This is a genomic window from Clostridium sp. BNL1100, assembly GCF_000244875.1.
In the GTDB taxonomy this organism is placed as follows: Bacteria; Bacillota; Clostridia; order Acetivibrionales; family DSM-1351; genus Ruminiclostridium.
The window spans coordinates 1,090,478-1,108,418 of the sequence record NC_016791.1 but is presented as its reverse complement, the minus strand read 5'-3'; the positions used below and the strand labels follow the sequence as shown (position 1 = coordinate 1,108,418).

Sequence of the window (17,941 nt, the reverse complement as noted above, 5' to 3'; positions counted from 1 at the left end):
AATATTTGATTATAACGGTATTTAACACCACATAATAAGGGTTAAATATATAAAAAAGCCGGGAAGATTTTCTTCCCGGCTCTATATTTGGTTTATTATTAAATAGTAATTACTAATTTATAGTGTATATAGGCCCGCCTAACAAATTCTTTCTGAACAAAGCCAAATCAATAGCATCTATTGTATTATCATTATTAAAATCTACCGCCTTCATGGCTTCCTGTGATAAACTTATCTTTCCCAGTAGATATGACTTGAGGGTAGCATAATCAAGAGAATTTACTTCCCCATCACCATTTGCATCACCTAAAAGGAAATCAGTTGTCTGTGGCTTTACAATAACAACATAATTTACTATGCTTGCGGAAGCACCGTTTGTGCCAAGGGTTACAAGAGAATTTGCTGCATAATCCTTTTTATAAATATTGTATTCAACAGAATTATTATCGCTTACCAAGATTTCCCCTGTTGCATTCCAGCCGTTTAGCCATGCTGGAATACTTGTAGCTCTTGTATCCAAACCTACATAAACTGAAATATCGGATTTTGCGGTAAAAGAGGCTTCATCTGACGTATACATTTTTGAATCACATGCAGTCCTTATCCATTCTGAACCAATAAGACTTTGTGGAATTTGTGTGAATTTGAATGTCCTATCGCCATATACCAAGTCGCCAATCTGCAGATTTGGTTGGATTGACCAGTCACCGGAATTTTCGGTATCATTTACTGTTAAAGCCTTTATCAGTTTACCATCAACAGTAATCGGATTACCTCCTGCTAAATATATGGAAGGCTGCGGTGGTGCTGTCATGCCACTTCCCAGGAAAAAGCCGGTATGTGGAGGCTGGTTGTATGCTACGTTTTGCCAGGCTATTCCCAGTCTGTATACAGGGTCGTGCATTAATGTATAAATACGTCTGCTTGTCAAATCTGTGGTAGTATAAATATTTAAATATTTGTTATCGGAGGTTCTCCATACAGCCTCTTCTCTCCAGTCTCCCAGAATGTCCGCCTGAAGGCAGGGAGTGGATTTTGTGCCGTTGTTTGAAGAACAGCCTCCTGCAGAAAGCAAAGTTCCTCCGCCATATTTAGTGATGCTTGTACCGTCTAAAAGCTCACGGAGTTCATCACCGTCCCACCATATTGCGAAATTCTTCTGGGAAGGTGCAGAACCGATATTCTGGCCTGTACAGCTATACAACGGTGAGCCTGCTGCCCATACCTCCTCACCCGGATATTGTGCGGTCAAATCGGCCGAACACGCCCTTCCAACATCGTCGGACGCCTCAAACTTAAAAATCACGTTTCCAGTCTTTGCATCACGGAAGGATGCACCGACTCCTCCATTACCGGCTACGTCCTCATGGCAGGACCAGACTTCAAGGCCGGGCCTATTGGGATTAAGATCACCCAGATGCATTGAATCCCCGTGCCTCAAACCTGTAGTGTACAGTCCCTTTCCGGAATCGTCAACGGTACAGGAACCGTAGATTATCTCGTCCTTTCCATCATCATCCACATCAGCTACACTAAGATTGTGGTTACCTTGTCCGGCATAACCGGAATTACCGCTGCTATTACTGTCAAATGTCCAGCGTTTAGTTAAGGTTGAACCATTCCAGTCGTATGCAACTAATACTGCCCTTGTATAATATCCCCGGCACATAACAAGACTGGGGTGCATACCATCCAAATAAGCAATGCATGCCAGAAAACGGTCTACACGGTTACCGTAAGAATCTCCCCAACTGGAAACAGTACCTCTGCCGGGTTCATAGTCCCCTGTGTAAAGAGCCTTACCCGTATTTCCATCGAATATGGTCAGGTACTCAGATCCTGAAAGTACATATCCTGATGAATTACGATAGTCTGCTCCGGCATTGCCTATTACATTCCCAATACCGTCTTTTGTACCGTCTGACGTTTTACATGCCATCTCAGCTTTACCGTCGCCATTCAGATCGTATACCATGAATTGTGTATAATGGGCACCTGCACGGATATTTTTTCCCAGATCAATCCTCCATAGACGTTTACCGTTCAATTTATAGGCATCAATGTATACATTCCCGGTATAGCCGCTTTGGGAGTTGTCCTTGGCATTTGACGGATCCCATTTTAAAATAATTTCATATTGTCCGTCACCATCCAGATCCCCAACACTGCAGTCATTGGCACTATATGTATAGGCCACTCCGTCAGGTGTGGTTCCTCCCTCCGGAATCTGGAGAGGAATCTGCAGATAATTACTTCCCCATACACTTACCGATGGTGATATCTGCTGTTCACTGCTATTTACTACGGCACTTACAGAGTACTTTGAGCTTGCAGTCCCTGACTTGTCAATATAGTTGCTTGCCCCGGATATGTTGGTCAACTTCACTGAGTCCCGGTAAAGATTATAGGTTACATCAGCTGTTTCGGTTCCCAACACGCGCCAACTTACAAAAACACCATTGCTGACTTTAACCGCCACTACACCCCTATCCAAATTTTCCATTTGGCGTGCCGTTGCAGCCAATGCTGCTTGTTGAAAACTACAACAAGTTAACAGCATTACACTAATTAAAAAGCCTAGAAACACCTTTCTTAACATATTTAACTCCCCCTTATAAATTTATTTTTGTTTTAATTACCATTTAATAAATAGCTCTTCAACAGTGCATAATCCAAAGCATTTACAGTACCGTCGGCATTCACATCTGCAGCTGTTAAATTTATACCGTCAGATATCCCGGTCAATATGTACTTCCTCAGTAGCGCAAAATCCAAGGCACTTACTGTTCCATCATCATTTACATCACCTACAAGGACATCAGCTGTTTGAGACTTTACAATAACCGCATAATTTACGGTACTTGAGGACGCTCCGTTAGTTCCCAGTGCCACAAATGAATTTGCTGGTAAATCCTTTTTGTACAGCTTGTAAGCAACCGCATTATTATCACTTACCAAGGTCTCAACCGTCGCAGTCCAACTGCTTAGCCATACGGGAATACTTGTTACTCTGGTATCCAAGCCAACATAAACCGTTATATCTGATTTTGCTAAAAAGGAGGCTTCATCTGACGAATACATTTTTGAATCACATGCTGTCCTAATCCATTCACACCCCATAAGACTTTGTGGAATCTGTGTAAATTTATATACCCTGTCACCGTATATTACGTCTCCCACCTGCAAATTTGACTGAACAGACCAGTTTGGGGCATTTAGGGTATCGTTTACAACCAGTGATTTTATGTATTGTCCGTCCGGAATCGGCACAGGTATATTTTCGTTTAAATTGGGATTCCAACCGTCCGACCCTGAAAGGAATTTCTCCATTGTATACTCTGCTGCCTTTGAGGAAGGCAGCTGCTTTCTGGATGTATTTGCACCTGCACCGGTATTCTGATACTCCCACATTTCAAAGTTTGCAGGATTATTGCCTGACATGACAGTCCATCCTGCATCAGCAATATGTGAGCCTAATTCGCATTCCCGGTACAATACCTTTGGGGTTGTCTGAACAGTGTCAGAACTGGGTATCCAAGGTCTTCCGAGATAAATGGTTTTGGGACTCGCACTGCTTGTCAGCTTACATTTGTATATAAGATATCCCTTCTGACTTGCCTTGGTGCTGGGTGCCGTAACACATCCTCCACTTCTGTTGAGGGAAAAAATTTCACAGCTGTCAAATACCGCATTTGCCGAGCCAAATATGAAATCCACATCGCCCTCAATATAACAGTTGTAGTAATACTGCCTGCAAGCATCCCCGTTTGCATACAGGGTGTCCTGATTACCTTTGAAGGAACATCCTCTGAATATCATCTTGTCTGCTTTAGCAAGCACAGCCACAGCCTGACTGCTGCCGTTGGCTGCCTCATCATATAAATTTTCAAAAGTTATGTTCTCAGCCTGAAAACCTGCTCCTGCAATAGTAACGCTGGCACTTCCCGTCGTACCTAATGTTCCGCCGGAAGAAGTTTTGGTACTGGCTGCATCGTTGTAAGTTAAAATCGTGCCTGTTCTACTTTGTCCAATTAATGAAACATTAATTTTAGATGACGGAATATTGATTCTTTCTTTATATGTACCGTTTTTAATGTATATGGTTGTTCTGGTTTGGCTATTGGACGGTACACTATTTATAGCTGCCTGTACCGTAGTATAATTACCGCTTCCGTCCTTTGCTACAACCATATCATAGGACACTGCTCCCACTTTACACATTAAAAATGAGCTAACCATAGTTTGAAGCACAAAAATAAGAATCAAAACTAACTGAAAAAATCTATCTCTTTTCATCGGTCGCCCTCCTTATATAAATGTATTAGTACAAAATATAACTTTTGATGAGTGCCAGATCAATTGCATTTACAGAATTATCATTATTTACATCTGCTGCCTGTAAATTCATGCCGTCAGTTACTCCGGTCAGTAAATACCTTTTTATCAGTGCAAAATCCAGTGCATCTATTGTTCCATCTCCGTTTACGTCTCCATTCAGAATTGCTGATATAGGTTTTACGATCACGGTATAATTCACTACACTGGAAGATGCCCCGTTAGTTCCAAGTACCACACTTGAACCGACAGTAAAATCCTTTTTGTAAATATTGTATGTTACGGCATTATCTGTACTTAATGATTCGCCGGTTTTGGTCCAGCTGCCAAACCAGGCAGGTATGCTGGTAACTCTTGTGTCCAAAGCCACATAGACAGTTATATTTGATTTTGCAGTAAAGGTAGCTTCATCTGATGTGTATAGTTTCGAATCACATGCTGTTCTTACCCATTCAGCACCTGTAAGGCTTTGGGGAATTTGAACAAATTTGAAAGCCCTGTCTCCATATATTGTATCTCCCACCTGTAAATTTGTCTGAATAGACCAATCTGTGGCATTATCCGTATCCCTTACAATTAGAGATTTGATATATTGACCATCGGGAATAGGTTCAGGTGTGGGTATAACGATATCTTTAACAAGGGTTTTGGGCCAATCGCCGTACCAAGCATACCCGTCTCTTCTTTCCTGACTTATTTCTGATAACTGATAATGGATTGAGCCGTCACGGTCAACAAACATTGCCTTATTGGTACCGATTTCATAAAAGCGTGCCCATATAGGCGGTGCCGAAGGATCGCTGACAACTATTCTGTCATCTCCTGTGTCAACTACTTTAATCCCCAGTATTTTAACCTTTGCAAACCAGTTAACGGCAGAGTTAATAGCATTTGTTATTTCTGTACCCGGGTTGCTGATTCCTTTGAGATAATTTACTATACCTACACTCTCGCTGGTACAAATTGAGGGCAATTCATAGGCCCTTGCACTTGTAGGCTTCAGAGTCACTTCGTCGTGTTGCTGACACCATGCGGTTTTTACACCATTGACAATTATTTGTGTATTTAATATGCATTGAATACCTTTTTGAATAGCACTGCTTGCTCTTGATGCTCTGGTGGAGTCTATAAAGGTATAATCCCCTGACTTTTTTGATACATCGGTTAATAAGTTCATAACATGAATCATAGCATTATCATTGTAGGTAATGTGTGCATGATATGTTCCCGCATCGTTGAATACTTGGGGCCATCCACCGTTGGAATACTGTCCGCTCAGTAAAAGGTCAATACCTTTTTGACAAGCAGTCAGATATTTAGTGTTTTTGGTCTGATTGTAAGTCTTTGCTAAAACTTTTATCTGAGAAGTGGTAGTATCATTGTCTATTGTAGATTTGCCCCATGACCCGCTGGTGCTTGTTGTCATGTCCTTCCTCCAGCCTCCGTCTGCAAGCTGGTACTGAACTATACTGTCTGCAAGTGCAATTCCTTCTGAACTGCCAAACCATGAGTCTGAATTTTTAAATACACTGCTCCAATCAGGGGTTGAAGCAAATGCGTGTTTGGGAAATAATAAAATTAAAGAAAAAACCGAAACTAGCATTGTTATGTATAATGCCTTTGGAATTTGAGTTTTTATACTTTTTTTCATTTTCCAATACCTCCTTACGAATTAAGTTGAATTTTTACAATATCATAACTTATGTTCAAAAGCCCTCTAATGCTTTTTGGTATCTCCTCTAATACAATTTGTCCCTTTCCTAAGGGGAGCACTTCGTCGAAATATTCATTTATTTCAAGCATGAGCTTTTTTATTACAAATGATTTGTGAATAATACATGGCTCACGATCATTAAATAATTCTACACTTTTTTCAATGATTTTAATGTCATTTAAAGGCAGTGAATTTAAATTAAATTCATATTTGATGCTGTCTTTTTCATCTATAAACATTATTTTTTTAGGATGCATGTGGTTTTACACCTCCAATTAAGGCTTAAAAGAACAAAAGAATTATTATAACGAATAAAGCTAAAATTAGTGCATTTATCATCTTAATAATATGAAGTCGTTCCCTTATTGCCTCTGACACCTCAAAAATTTCTTTGCCCTTGTACACCAGAAATAATAATATGACAAGAGGCAAAATGACTCCCGAATTATATACAAGGAGGGAAGTCAATGCATGAAGGCTTAACTGGGAATTTGTCTGAAAAATTGTAATAATAGTAGCAAGATAGATTTGCCCTGTACACAGAAACTCCCCCAAGGATATAATCATTCCAAGCAGGAAGCCAAATAACAATATTATTTTCAGATTTGCAAATCCCGATACTTTTTTTATTACCCCATGGTTGAACCTTCTAAGTACTTCGGGAAGTTGCAGACGTATTTTATCATATCTTTCAGCTTTGGCTGCAAAATAATCCTGTATGCACATAACAATCAGGACTAGAAGCACAACTGCGAAAATTATCTTAAAAAATGTATTAAATAGCCTGAAATCAAACATTGACAAAAACCGGAACAGAATTGTTCCCAGCAGTACATATGCAAGAAACTTGCCCGAAATAAAAGACATTCCTATTTTCAGTATTTTTTCTTTTTTTACAGTTAGTAGGGACAAAAAAAACAGCAGCATGGACAAGGAACAGGGATTTAAACCATTAATAACACCTGCCAGGAATACGCTTGGAGTCGTAAAGCCTTTAAACCTCCTAATATCTTTTTCATGGGTTTCTACCAGCTTATTAATCTCTAGTGTTTTGGCCCCGGGGGTATTTAACACTTTTTCAAGATTAGTTTTAATGAACTCTTCATCTGTGTAATATTTGTCCCTGATGAATACAACCGGAACAATCCCCTCATCTTCCGGGGAAACATTGTATACTTCACTATACTTGTCCAGCAGACTTTTGTTTCTCAAATCAGATATATCATACTTCCTTAAATCAAGGTTTTTATGGCTTTCACTAAAATTTTCAAGGAAGTCCGACATACTACTGCAGGAGGCACATGTAGGGCTGTAAAAGTATACTGACATGACTTTATTTTCACTTTCAGCCCAAGACCTGAAAACACTTCCATGTGCCAATAATAACAATACTAAAAGGAAAAGCGTAAACTTTCTCATTGTATACTCCCCATCTGCCAGTTTATAACCCCAATATGTATTTAACTGCCTCATTGGCATCTGTAAATAGCTTTTCAACAGAAAAGTCTTTATTTATTATTAAAAACATTGGGTATTTTCGGTTTGAAGCTTGGATACCCTGTTTATGGCTGAATATATTAAAATATATCTGTTGGGGGTCAATTTCAAAATTCTTATCATAAGAATGTCTTGTATCAAAATCCGGACGTACAGTTATTACATTTATTTTTTTACCCATGGAATCAATATTTTTACTCACAATATCTTCACTGACTCTACATATCTTGCAGCCTGATGACATAAACATAAGAAGGGTCTTTCCGTTGTGATTACCGGGGAAATTACCTGACTTGGATACATTATTTACAATCATTTCTCCTGCCTTAACACTTAAATCTGTTTTCCCGCTCAAATTAATCAATTCGTTTATTAAAGATATGTAGCTGTAACCCGTTACCGTTACAATTTTGTTGTTTTCATCCACAAGAAAAGCATTTGGCTTTGATTCACTGAGACTTACCTTTTGTTTTAGAGAATAATTATAACTTTCATCAATTCCTGCTTTTTGTATATCCTCTACAGGTATCATGTCTTCCCAAACTAATAAATACCTGATATCTTTGCAGCTGAGAAGACTAATTGTTTTTGAAATGCAGGCCAGCCTTTTCATACAATCTTCATTTGTACTGTCAAGGTAAAACACTACTTTATATTTATTTTTTACATCGCTTATTTTATATGATTCACCGGAAACACTGAATAGTTTAGCATTTGAGGGAATTGCATCACCTGACAAAAGCTCCAAACTTTTACGGCGGTCCGAGCAGGAGGCTGTTAAAATTACTATCAGAACAACTATAGCAAGCGCCGCAGGAATAACATGTTTTTTCACACTCTACCACCACCTATTTAAATGTACTTTATTAGTGGATTCCAATCAGGTAACGGTCTTTGTTAAGCTAATTTACCTGACTGGAATATTACTTTAGCTATCCCGGTAGATAACTATTGCATTATACTGCACCTTGTCCGGGGAAAACAGTTATAGTACCCAGTAAGTACTGTTTTAGCAGTAAAAGATCCAGTGCATCCACTGTGCTGTTGGCATCCAAATCAGCAACTTTTGTGTTTTCAATTGTACCCAGGCCCAACAGGTGCTTTTTCATTATTTGAAAATCAATTGCATCTATCTGCCCGTCCCCATTTAAATCACCTATTTTCACTGTATTATTCTCTTTAGTAAATGTGAACCAGTTAAGGTTGAATAAGTATCCGCTTTCTCCAGTAAATTTAAGATATAAGTCATGTTTTCCACTTACCCCGCTTATATTACACTCTACATCACTAAAGGTCTGCCAATCACCGGTTCCTGCAACAGGGCATGTCCCAACCAAGGTTCCGGTTGGACTGTCAAGTCTTATTTCAATCTTGCCTCCGCTGGTGGCACTTGATACTCTTGCTTTAAAGCTTGTTGCACCGGTACCAAAATTGACATTGCTATAAACAGCATAATCCCCGTTTTCGATATAACCAATAGCACTTCCGCCTTCATTGCAGGTTTCAGTTTGGACTCCTGATTGGTCGTTGTAACTCTCAGCTTCCAATTTTGTAAAAGCATCTCTTTCGACTGGGGTTGCGTTACTATTTCCATCTATTCTTCCGAAGATGTTGATTGAAAAATGGTAGAGGGTTTTTGACCAGAAAGTAGCATCATGGTTGCCACTGCAATAATGATAAAGATGGTTTATTCCCCTCTGAGTCAATCCATTATGAACCGCAACAGTTTTTGCATAAATGCCATAGAAGTCTTCTATACCGCAACTAAGCATCAATGTTTTAATCTGTTCATTTGTAGCAGTAGGTTTGTTATATATGGCTGAGAACTGGGGTCCGTCTGATGTTGTATCTGTAGCACCTGAAAAACAACCAAGGTAAGAGAATGTGTCATAATGCTTTGAACCAATGTCAACAGTATGTATGCCTCCCATTGAATAGCCACAAAGTGCTCTGCCATCCTTGTTCTTTACTACTGAATATTTACTTTCCATATAAGGAATAATTGAATTTATCATTTCCTGTTCAAAACCATTTGCAAGTGCAGGGCTATTATAATCCGGCATTACAACAATCACAGGGTCTATTTTCCCATCAGCTAATAGATTGTCCATCATAATGTCAGGTCTGCAATAGTCATAACCTTCCTTATATGTACCACCGCCTCCATGCAAAAAGTAAATTGTGTTGTATGATTTACTTTGAGAATAGTTCGGTGGCAGATAAACTCCCATAGTGCGGTTCTTTTTTTCTGAATTTGAGTAGTATGTGACTGCACTATAGCTTCCGTGTGGTATATTAGCCCTGTAATCACGGTAACCTGACGGTGGATCAGCTGTAATAGTTCTGTTTTGACCTGCAAACAAAGGCATAGTAGAGCTTAAAATCATTATCATGCACAATGTGATAGTAATAGTTAACTTTTTTATCATCTCTTTTCTTCCTTTCTTATTATTTTGGTTAGTTTTAGTGGTTATACTGCTCCCTGTGTAGGTAAAACAGTTATTAGTCCCAACAGATATTGCTTGAGTAGTGAGAAATCAATTGCGTTCACCTCACCGTTTGCATCCAAATCAGCCAAGTTTGTATTTTCTATTGTCTCTAATCCCAAAATATATTTTTTCAACAACAGTAAATCTAACGCATCTATTTGCCCGTCATTATTTATGTCACCCGGTTTTTCAGTTACAATCGGTGCATTACTGAACTTGAACCAGTTGATGTTGAACAAATATCCGCTGTCCCCGGTAAATTTCAGGTATAAGTCATGTTTCCCCGTTACTCCGCTGACATTACAGATTACATCAGCCCAATTCTGCCAGGCTCCTGTTCCGATAACCGGACAGGTACCTACTAAAGTACCGGTAGGGCTGTCAAGCCTGATTTCAATGTTTCCTCCGCTGGTGGCACTTGATACTCTTGCCTTAAAGCTTTGTGCACCTTCTCCGAAATTAACATTCTTATAAACTGCATAATCACCGTTTTCTATATATCCGAGGCATTCCCCTCCTTCGTTGCAGCTTCCGTTCTGAGTTCCGGACTGGTCATCATAAGCTTCTCCTTCCAATTGCGAAAAAGCATCTTTTTCTACAGGAGTTATGGTTCCAAGGTCTGCTACAAAGGTTGTAACACTCTGAGCCGGAAGTTGAGCTGTAAAAGATGCTCCGGTGTATGAAGTTGATGCTGCAACATTTTTACTGCCGTCGGTTACCCAGGAAGATACTTTAGATACTGCTGACGCTCCCTGCAAATTAATCTTCTGGCTTACTGCGGAAGTTCCTTTGTTAATGGCAACAATTACGGCCTTGCCATCGCCTTTATAAGCGGATATAAATACGTTTGTATCCGGGTTCTTTGTTGCATCAACTCTTACGTATCCCGGACGAACAAATTTGGAGTACTGAGCCATCATGGCACCACGTTTACTCATGGTCCCGTCCTCTTTCATAGGGCCATATGACCTGCGTATGTACCACCATACATATGCCTGGAAATTACCTTCAACTATACCATTGTGCATGTTATACGCAACATCCAACGCTTCAGGAAAGCGGTCTGCCGAGTCGGCGTCACTGTTTGGAACATATACTTCTGTCATCCAAAGCTCTTTTCCCGCTCCTTTTTGTTGGAAAAGGGGATACGGCATGTTGCTGACACTTGTACCATAGAAATGCGCACCTAGAATATCCATATTTGCAAGAGCTGTAGAATCGTTCAATATTGGGTCTGACATGTTCTTTAAGTATTGGAAGGATTCAGGAGCTATTACCTTTGCACCGGTAATTGAGCCTGCATTGTTTTTCATGAAATTAAGCATTTCCTGCGGTGTCCACCATGTCCATGTATGTGCGTAATCAGGCTCGTTCTGAACAGATATGGCATAAAGTGGTGCTCCGTTGTCTTTCATATATTTTACAAAATTATTCAGGTGCTGTGCATATTCATCATATTGGTCGTATTTCAAACGTGTCTGATTAGCAGTGCCATTACGAGTGAATTTTTCCTGCATTGCTGTCGGAGGATTCCAAGGGGAGGCAAAAACAATACCGCCGTGTGCTATAGCACTTTTAGCAGTTGCTACTTCTCTTGACCAGTTACTACTGTTTTCGTCAACATGGATTCTTAAAATAGTAAAACCCAGCTGCCCATCTCCATTACCAAAAGCTGTTTCTCTTTGAGCGGCAGTTAAATCCGACTGCCAACCAGTGTGAACCATTCCACCAAAGCCACGCATTTCCTGCTTTTCCGCTGACAGATTAACAGTTACATCACTTGCTGCTAAAACCTCTGTTATCTGTACTGTGAATACAAGCGAAAAAACAATTAAACAAATCAAAAGTACACTTAATATTTTTTTAAAATATGGTTTCATACTTTTATCCTCCTTATAAATTTTAACAGTTAACCCATTTGATTCTTGGCTAAAATGGCTATATTGTCCCAAGCAGATATTTCTTCAGCAGTGAGAAATCAATTGCATTTACCTCACCATTCGCATCCAGATCAGCCAATTCCGTATTTTCTATTGTCTCTAATCCCAATAGATATTTTTTTAACAGCAGTAAATCTATTGAATCTATTTGTCCGTCGTTATTTATATCACCCGGTTTTCCTGTTACAATGGGTGCATTAGAGAATTTGAACCAGTTAAGGTTAAACAAGTATCCGCTGCCTCCGGTAAATTTCAGGTATAAATCATGTTTACCGCTTGCTCCGTTGACATTACAGGTTACATCAGCCCAAGTCTGCCAATCACCTGTTCCCGTAACGGGGCAAGTTCCTACCAAGGGGCCGTCAATACTGTCAAGCCTGATTTCAATGTTTCCTCCACTGGTAGCACTTGATACCCTAGCCTGAAAGCTTTGGGCACCTTGTCCGAAATCAATATTGCTATAAACAGTAAAATCTTCATTTTCAACAAATGCGACATCCTGCCCACCTTCGCTACAGGTTTCAGCTTGTACTCCGTATTGGCTGCTGAACTCTTCGGCTTCTATCTGTGAAAACGCAGATTTCGGAATATCAATGCTGGGTTTGCCCCAGAGTTCTAGTTCAGTAATTCTGGCACCCCCGGAGTTATCCTGAGTGGCTGTATTGATATACAGACGCACATATCTTGTATTAAAGGTCGGAACATTTCTGTCGGTAATATTCTGCTGGTTTCCGTAAACTGCATCTACATCAGTCCATGTAGTTCCGTCATCACTCTTTTGCAGGGTGAAATCCCTGGTATTGAATCTAATTGCTTCAGCAACGCCGGCATGTTTCACAACCCAGCGACTGATATCATACTTTGCGCCAAGATCGACTTGCAGCCATTCTCCACTCATGCCGTTATCATGACACCATTTGGAAGTAGTTGAACCATCGACAGCTTTTCCGCCCTCTTCACCGGAATTTGACCCTGAAGCAATGGCAGTCTTATTCAAGGCCACATTTGTCAGAACTGTACCGGGTTCTACCAACTGTAAAGAACCATCCAACTGATAGGTGTATCCTTTCTTTGTGGGAAAGCTTATGGTTTTGTTGCCGTAACGGACATTACAAACATTGCCGGAGTTTGACTTAATAGTAGCACCGGTTAAAACACCATTTGCCCAATTCATTTTTGTAATAGTGAAATTTCCACGAGCACAAAGACCATCGGCATGTCCGGTTGACCATTGGCTTGGCAAGGCCGGTAAAAGTTGAATTTCATTATTATGACTTTGCAAAAGCATTTCTGCTATTCCTGAGGTAAATCCGAAGTTACCGTCTATCTGGAACGGAGGATGTGCATCCCATAAGTTATCATAGAGTCGTCCGTCTTTATTAACAGGTGAAATAAGCAGTTTGACAAGATTGTATGCATGAGCTCCGTCCTCCAGTCTTGCCCAGCAATTTAATTTCCAAGCTTCTGACCAACCCGTTCCGGCATCTCCTCGTGTATTCAAGGATTTAATTACTGCATTGGCAATAGAAGGTGTATTCCGTTTGTTTATCTCCAACCCCGGGAATAGGTCATAAGCAAAGGAAATATGACGGTTTCTTTCTGACTGGCTGTCCCAGTCATAAGCCCATTCCTGCAATTGTCCCCAACTGCCTATTGTATTAGGTTTAATCTGTGAAACCTTTGATTGGAGGGTAGAACGGAATGCAGGATCAACATTGAGTATCCCAGCAGCCTGAATTACATCTTTGAAAAGTTCCCGGCTGATTCCGTTGTCCATCGTTACACCGTAGCTGTTGTATGCCCCCTGTCCTCCGCTGGTACCGGGTGGTGTAAGTTCAGGTGAAGTACTAGGACAGATAACCTGATAATTTTGTCCGTTTATGCTTTTTGACTGCATCAGGGTTTGTAAAAAATCCGCCGCTCCCTTTATTACCGGATAGATTTCGTTCAAATATGCTGTGTCCTGATTAAAGTTGTATGCATCATACAGCATGTTGGAAACCCAACCGGCACCGGTTGGCCATAAGCCCCATTCACCGTCAATAGGAGCTGTTCTGTTCCATAAGTCGGTGTTATGGTGTAATACCCATCCGTTTGATATGTTGTAATGAGCACGGGCAGTTTCATTACCGGGAGCCTGAAGTTCTTTTGCCTTTTTTACAAATGGCTCAAAGCACTCGGCCAGATTTGTAGTGAAGGCAGGCCAGTAATTCATTTCATAGTTTATATTAGTGGTCATTTTACACCCCCATGCAGGGTTGCGGAATTTATTCCAGATTCCCTGAAGGTTCATGGACTGAGAATCACGGGAAGCACTAATCATTAAATATCTTCCGTATTGGAAAAGCACTTTTGCCAACTTCGGGTCATTTGTTGTGCCAAATTCAGATATACGTTGTCCCATAGGTTTGTTATTTTCGCTTCCGCTGCCCCCCAGATCAACGTCCACCCTCTTGAATAAGTTCTGATAGTCTGCAACATGGTTGTTGTATAAGGTATCATATGATTTTGCCGAAGCGTTTGTAATATCCGTAGTGGCTTTTCCCTTTTCATCTCCATTACAGGTTTTATAATTTACAAAATTTGTTCGGATAGAGGTCAGGATAACCACCGAATCTGCATTTGAAACAGATATTTGGTTGTTGTTAGCTGAAACTGAACCATTTGAATTAATAATTTTTGAACGTGTTGAAAACCAAACCGCATATGAAATACCATTGTCGGAATCCCCGTGTCCATTCATTACTAAGGTGTCATTACCCGAGGTAGAAACGGTATACTGACCGGTAAGTGAAGATTCGTACCCGGCAGTAAGTGATATTGAACCCGGTGAACTACATGTAATTTTTGTTACCATTATCTGGTCAGGATAGCTTACAAAAGATTCACGGTGATATTGTTTTCCGTTATATGTATAATCACTTGAAACAACTCCGGTATTCATATCAAGCTGTCTGGAGTAATTTGATACCGAACTGTGTCCAAATAAGAGTTTTAAGTCTCCGATTGATTGGTACTTTGCTTCCCCGCCGCCAATCATACTATTAGCAATGGTGGTGCTACCCGTTTTGTATTGGCCGGCAAACAATTGATCCTGAGCAGTTTTCAAAGAGTTTGCAGCTCCGGCTCTATTATTGTTGCCGGGACCGCTGCTCCAAAAGGTAGCTTCGTTCAAATCTATCCTTTCATCAGGATAGTTCCCGTAAACCATTGCACCAATACGACCGTTTCCAAGGGGTAATGCCTTGTAAAATGATTCGTTAATATCGTACGGGTCGCCTGAAAAATTACTCCCCGCCATGGTGTTGTACAATAATTTCAAGTCATTATCCTGAGTAAAAACCTCCTCAGTTTCAACGGCGTCTTGAGAAGCAGCCATTGATTTGTAACCGCTAAACGGTAAATTTCCACTTGTAATCAATACCCCTGCCAAGATAGTAGCACCGAATCTCCTGATAAATTTCTTATTTATCTTCATGAAATTCCCCCCTTAATAAAAAAACACAGGCCGGTTTTTAAAGTGTCCCGGCCTATGCTTATATTTTAGAATCTATTCCGGGTTATTTTTATAATTTAGGTGTCGGCTGGTACTTGTCACCCTATACCCAAGTTCCCTACCCGTTACCATTTCAGTGCCTGAATCATTTTTTCTGCATAGCGTTTGCCCAAAGTAACTGATGAATCATGCCCGAAGTGGAGACGGTATTGTGTATCTGCAGGATCTACAACCAATCCGTCGGCAGAAACTACATAGCTATTTGTAATCAGGGAAGGTAGTTGATTTACCCGTGTATTGTGACCTGCACATGGGCCACTGTAAAGCAGTTCACCTGCAATAAAGGGGACATTCCCCAGATTCAAATCTGTTCTAAGGTCATTAACCAGTGTTTTTACCTTTCCCGGCCAGCTGGTGTCACCACTATTTGATTCGCCCTGGTGGAAAATAATTCCTTCAATTACTCCGCCTTTTTGCTGAGCAAGTTTTGCACGATTTATAATCCAACTATATTTGGTTCCTCCTGACTTCATAAAAGTCTCAATCTTTTCACCGCTTATAGCACATGGTATAAGTCCGATGGTGTCACCGGAGGGAACCTTTTGTATCATAGTCTTTCCGAACCAATCACCAGGTCCGATGGCATCCAGCCAAGAGGCATGAAGAGGAGGACATGCCACATCCCATTGGTCTGTTACCCTGCCCAGTGCAGCGTTATTATCAAAGCCCAGTACAAGTACACGAGGGTCTTCCACCTTATCGGAGGCCTGTGATGCAGCATATCCGACCATATTGGACTGACCTAGCAATAAGAAACAATGGAATTTAGGAGTATTAGGTTCTTTAGTGCCTTCACCTGGGAATTCAATTATAATACCCAGTAAGTATTGCTTCATCAGTGAGAAGTCAATTGCGTTAACTTCTCCGTTAGCATCAACATCCGCAAGCTTTGTGTCTTCTATTGTTCCTAATCCCAGAAGATATTTTTTTAATACTTGTAAGTCTATAGCATCTATTTGTCCGTCGGAGTTTATATCACCTAATTTACCTGTAATAACAGGTGTATTACTGAATTTAAACCAATTAAGGTTGATTAAATATCCGCTATCTCCAACATATTTAAGGTATAAATCATGTTTACCGCTTACACCGCTGACAGCACAGTTTACATCTGTAAAGACCTGCCATCCGCCTGTCCCGCTAACTGCGCAAGTTCCAACCAAAGTTCCGGTAGCACTGTCAAGTCTTATTTCAATCTTTCCTCCGCTGGTGGCACTTGATACTCTTGCTTGGAAGCCGGTAGCACCACTTCCGAAATCTATGCTCTTGTATACGCTGTAATCAGCGTTTTCAGTGTATCCTACAGCCTCGGTTCCTTCATCACAGGTTACATTCTGAATTCCGGACTGGTCATTCCAGCTCTCTGCCTCTATTTTTTCAAATGCTGATCTTGGGGTAACCGGAGTATCAGGGCTTCCGGTGTAGTTTCTGATTAGACCGAGATTCCAGATGATTTGCTGATATTCAGGGCTCATATCGGTAGTACCCTGAATAAGGAAATCCACCTTGTTGATATCGTTTATTTCCAGTTTCTGATTATATCCTGCACGTATAAGTTCACCATGCGATACGTTAGTTGTCCATTTGTCCGAATTGTATTTTGTAAGATTGCTTCTTGTTGCCCATTTATTGTTGACCAGAGTCCAGGGTCCTCCTGCACTTGATGATGTGAACAGCTCGTAGCTTCTGCCGTCTATCATGGCTTCAACAAGGAGATAGTATTGATTGTCGGCAAGACTTTTGTAAACCGCTGCTGCTTCAAAAACATTTGAGCATGAAACAGTTGGTGTGCTCCAGCCCTTATTAGGGAAGTTTGCCAGAGCGGTTTTTCTCATATACAGTTTTCCTGACCCGTCACTTGGTGTATTGTACATATATGCGTACTGATCGTCGCAAATTATGTAATAATCCCAACCCATGTTGCCGGATATGCCAAAGGATTTCGGCCCTGACCATGAATTCGGATCATCAGGAGTAGTTGTTGTGGCGTAAGCTGCCCCATATGTACCATCCTGGTAAACAAGGTACCATAATTTCTGTGGTTCATAGTAGAACAATTCCGGCGCACAGAAATAGCTTTCTCCTATTTTACTCATATAGGTACGTGGAGCTGTTTTCAATCCTGCAATTGTACTTGCTGATGTGAAGCACATTTGCCAGCCGCCGCTTTTATTTGCACCTGTGTAATAAACAAGGTATTTACCGTTATAATAAACGATAGTAGGGTCTTTAGCTGCATAGTAATCATATGGGCTACACTGGTTGTGAAAAATAACCCTTTCGTCAACGTTCCATGAGGGATTAGGGTTGGCCGCAGCATTAACCGCCGAAACACTTGTCAATATTAGAAACAAGCAAAAAATAATGGAAAAACCTTTTTTAAATAAATGTTTCATCTTTTTTCCTCTCT

10 protein-coding genes are annotated in these 17,941 nt (G+C 40.5%); all 10 read right to left on the bottom strand.

The window, feature by feature from the left end:
- Nucleotides 1–112 precede the first annotated feature (112 nt).
- Nucleotides 113–2,599: a dockerin type I domain-containing protein gene (locus CLO1100_RS04515; protein WP_014312568.1), complete on the bottom strand. Its 2,487-nt coding sequence runs from the start codon at nucleotides 2,597–2,599 to the stop codon at nucleotides 113–115.
- A gap of 32 nt (nucleotides 2,600–2,631) precedes the next feature.
- The gene (locus tag CLO1100_RS04510; RefSeq protein WP_014312567.1) at nucleotides 2,632–4,296 is read right to left on the bottom strand and encodes a pectinesterase family protein; all 1,665 of its coding nucleotides are present in this window, start codon (nucleotides 4,294–4,296) and stop codon (nucleotides 2,632–2,634) included.
- 25 nt (nucleotides 4,297–4,321) lie between these two features.
- A complete protein-coding gene (gene pelA / locus CLO1100_RS04505; RefSeq protein ID WP_014312566.1) occupies nucleotides 4,322–5,986 on the bottom strand; it encodes a pectate lyase in 1,665 nt (554 codons plus the stop codon).
- Nucleotides 5,987–6,000: 14 nt separating this feature from the next.
- A complete protein-coding gene (locus CLO1100_RS04500; protein ID WP_014312565.1) occupies nucleotides 6,001–6,306 on the bottom strand; it encodes a hypothetical protein in 306 nt (101 codons plus the stop codon).
- A gap of 25 nt (nucleotides 6,307–6,331) precedes the next feature.
- Nucleotides 6,332–7,468 (bottom strand): glutaredoxin, encoded by a 1,137-nt coding sequence (locus CLO1100_RS04495; RefSeq protein ID WP_014312564.1) that lies wholly within the window; start codon nucleotides 7,466–7,468, stop codon nucleotides 6,332–6,334.
- 22 nt (nucleotides 7,469–7,490) lie between these two features.
- Nucleotides 7,491–8,381 (bottom strand): hypothetical protein, encoded by an 891-nt coding sequence (locus CLO1100_RS04490; RefSeq protein WP_014312563.1) that lies wholly within the window; start codon nucleotides 8,379–8,381, stop codon nucleotides 7,491–7,493.
- 121 nt (nucleotides 8,382–8,502) lie between these two features.
- Nucleotides 8,503–9,975: a carbohydrate-binding protein gene (locus CLO1100_RS04485; RefSeq protein WP_014312562.1), complete on the bottom strand. Its 1,473-nt coding sequence runs from the start codon at nucleotides 9,973–9,975 to the stop codon at nucleotides 8,503–8,505.
- A gap of 41 nt (nucleotides 9,976–10,016) precedes the next feature.
- Entirely contained in the window at nucleotides 10,017–11,915 is a 1,899-nt protein-coding gene (locus CLO1100_RS04480; RefSeq protein ID WP_014312561.1) for a carbohydrate-binding protein, read from the bottom strand.
- Between the two features lie 58 nt (nucleotides 11,916–11,973).
- Entirely contained in the window at nucleotides 11,974–15,453 is a 3,480-nt protein-coding gene (locus CLO1100_RS04475; protein WP_014312560.1) for a glycoside hydrolase N-terminal domain-containing protein, read from the bottom strand.
- Nucleotides 15,454–15,596: 143 nt separating this feature from the next.
- A complete protein-coding gene (locus CLO1100_RS04470) occupies nucleotides 15,597–17,927 on the bottom strand; it encodes a non-reducing end alpha-L-arabinofuranosidase family hydrolase (RefSeq protein WP_014312559.1) in 2,331 nt (776 codons plus the stop codon).
- Nucleotides 17,928–17,941 lie beyond the last annotated feature (14 nt).

Bases quoted from the DNA above. Each gene is read 5' to 3' on its own strand.
- pelA (WP_014312566.1), bottom strand. From the start codon at position 5,986: ATGAAAAAAAGTATAAAAACTCAAATTCCAAAGGCATTATACATAACA.
- CLO1100_RS04515 (WP_014312568.1), bottom strand. From the start codon at position 2,599: ATGTTAAGAAAGGTGTTTCTAGGCTTTTTAATTAGTGTAATGCTGTTA.
- CLO1100_RS04500 (WP_014312565.1), bottom strand. From the start codon at position 6,306: ATGCATCCTAAAAAAATAATGTTTATAGATGAAAAAGACAGCATCAAA.
- CLO1100_RS04470 (WP_014312559.1), bottom strand. From the start codon at position 17,927: ATGAAACATTTATTTAAAAAAGGTTTTTCCATTATTTTTTGCTTGTTT.
- CLO1100_RS04480 (WP_014312561.1), bottom strand. From the start codon at position 11,915: ATGAAACCATATTTTAAAAAAATATTAAGTGTACTTTTGATTTGTTTA.
- CLO1100_RS04510 (WP_014312567.1), bottom strand. From the start codon at position 4,296: ATGAAAAGAGATAGATTTTTTCAGTTAGTTTTGATTCTTATTTTTGTG.
- CLO1100_RS04495 (WP_014312564.1), bottom strand. From the start codon at position 7,468: ATGAGAAAGTTTACGCTTTTCCTTTTAGTATTGTTATTATTGGCACAT.
- CLO1100_RS04485 (WP_014312562.1), bottom strand. From the start codon at position 9,975: ATGATAAAAAAGTTAACTATTACTATCACATTGTGCATGATAATGATT.
- CLO1100_RS04475 (WP_014312560.1), bottom strand. From the start codon at position 15,453: ATGAAGATAAATAAGAAATTTATCAGGAGATTCGGTGCTACTATCTTG.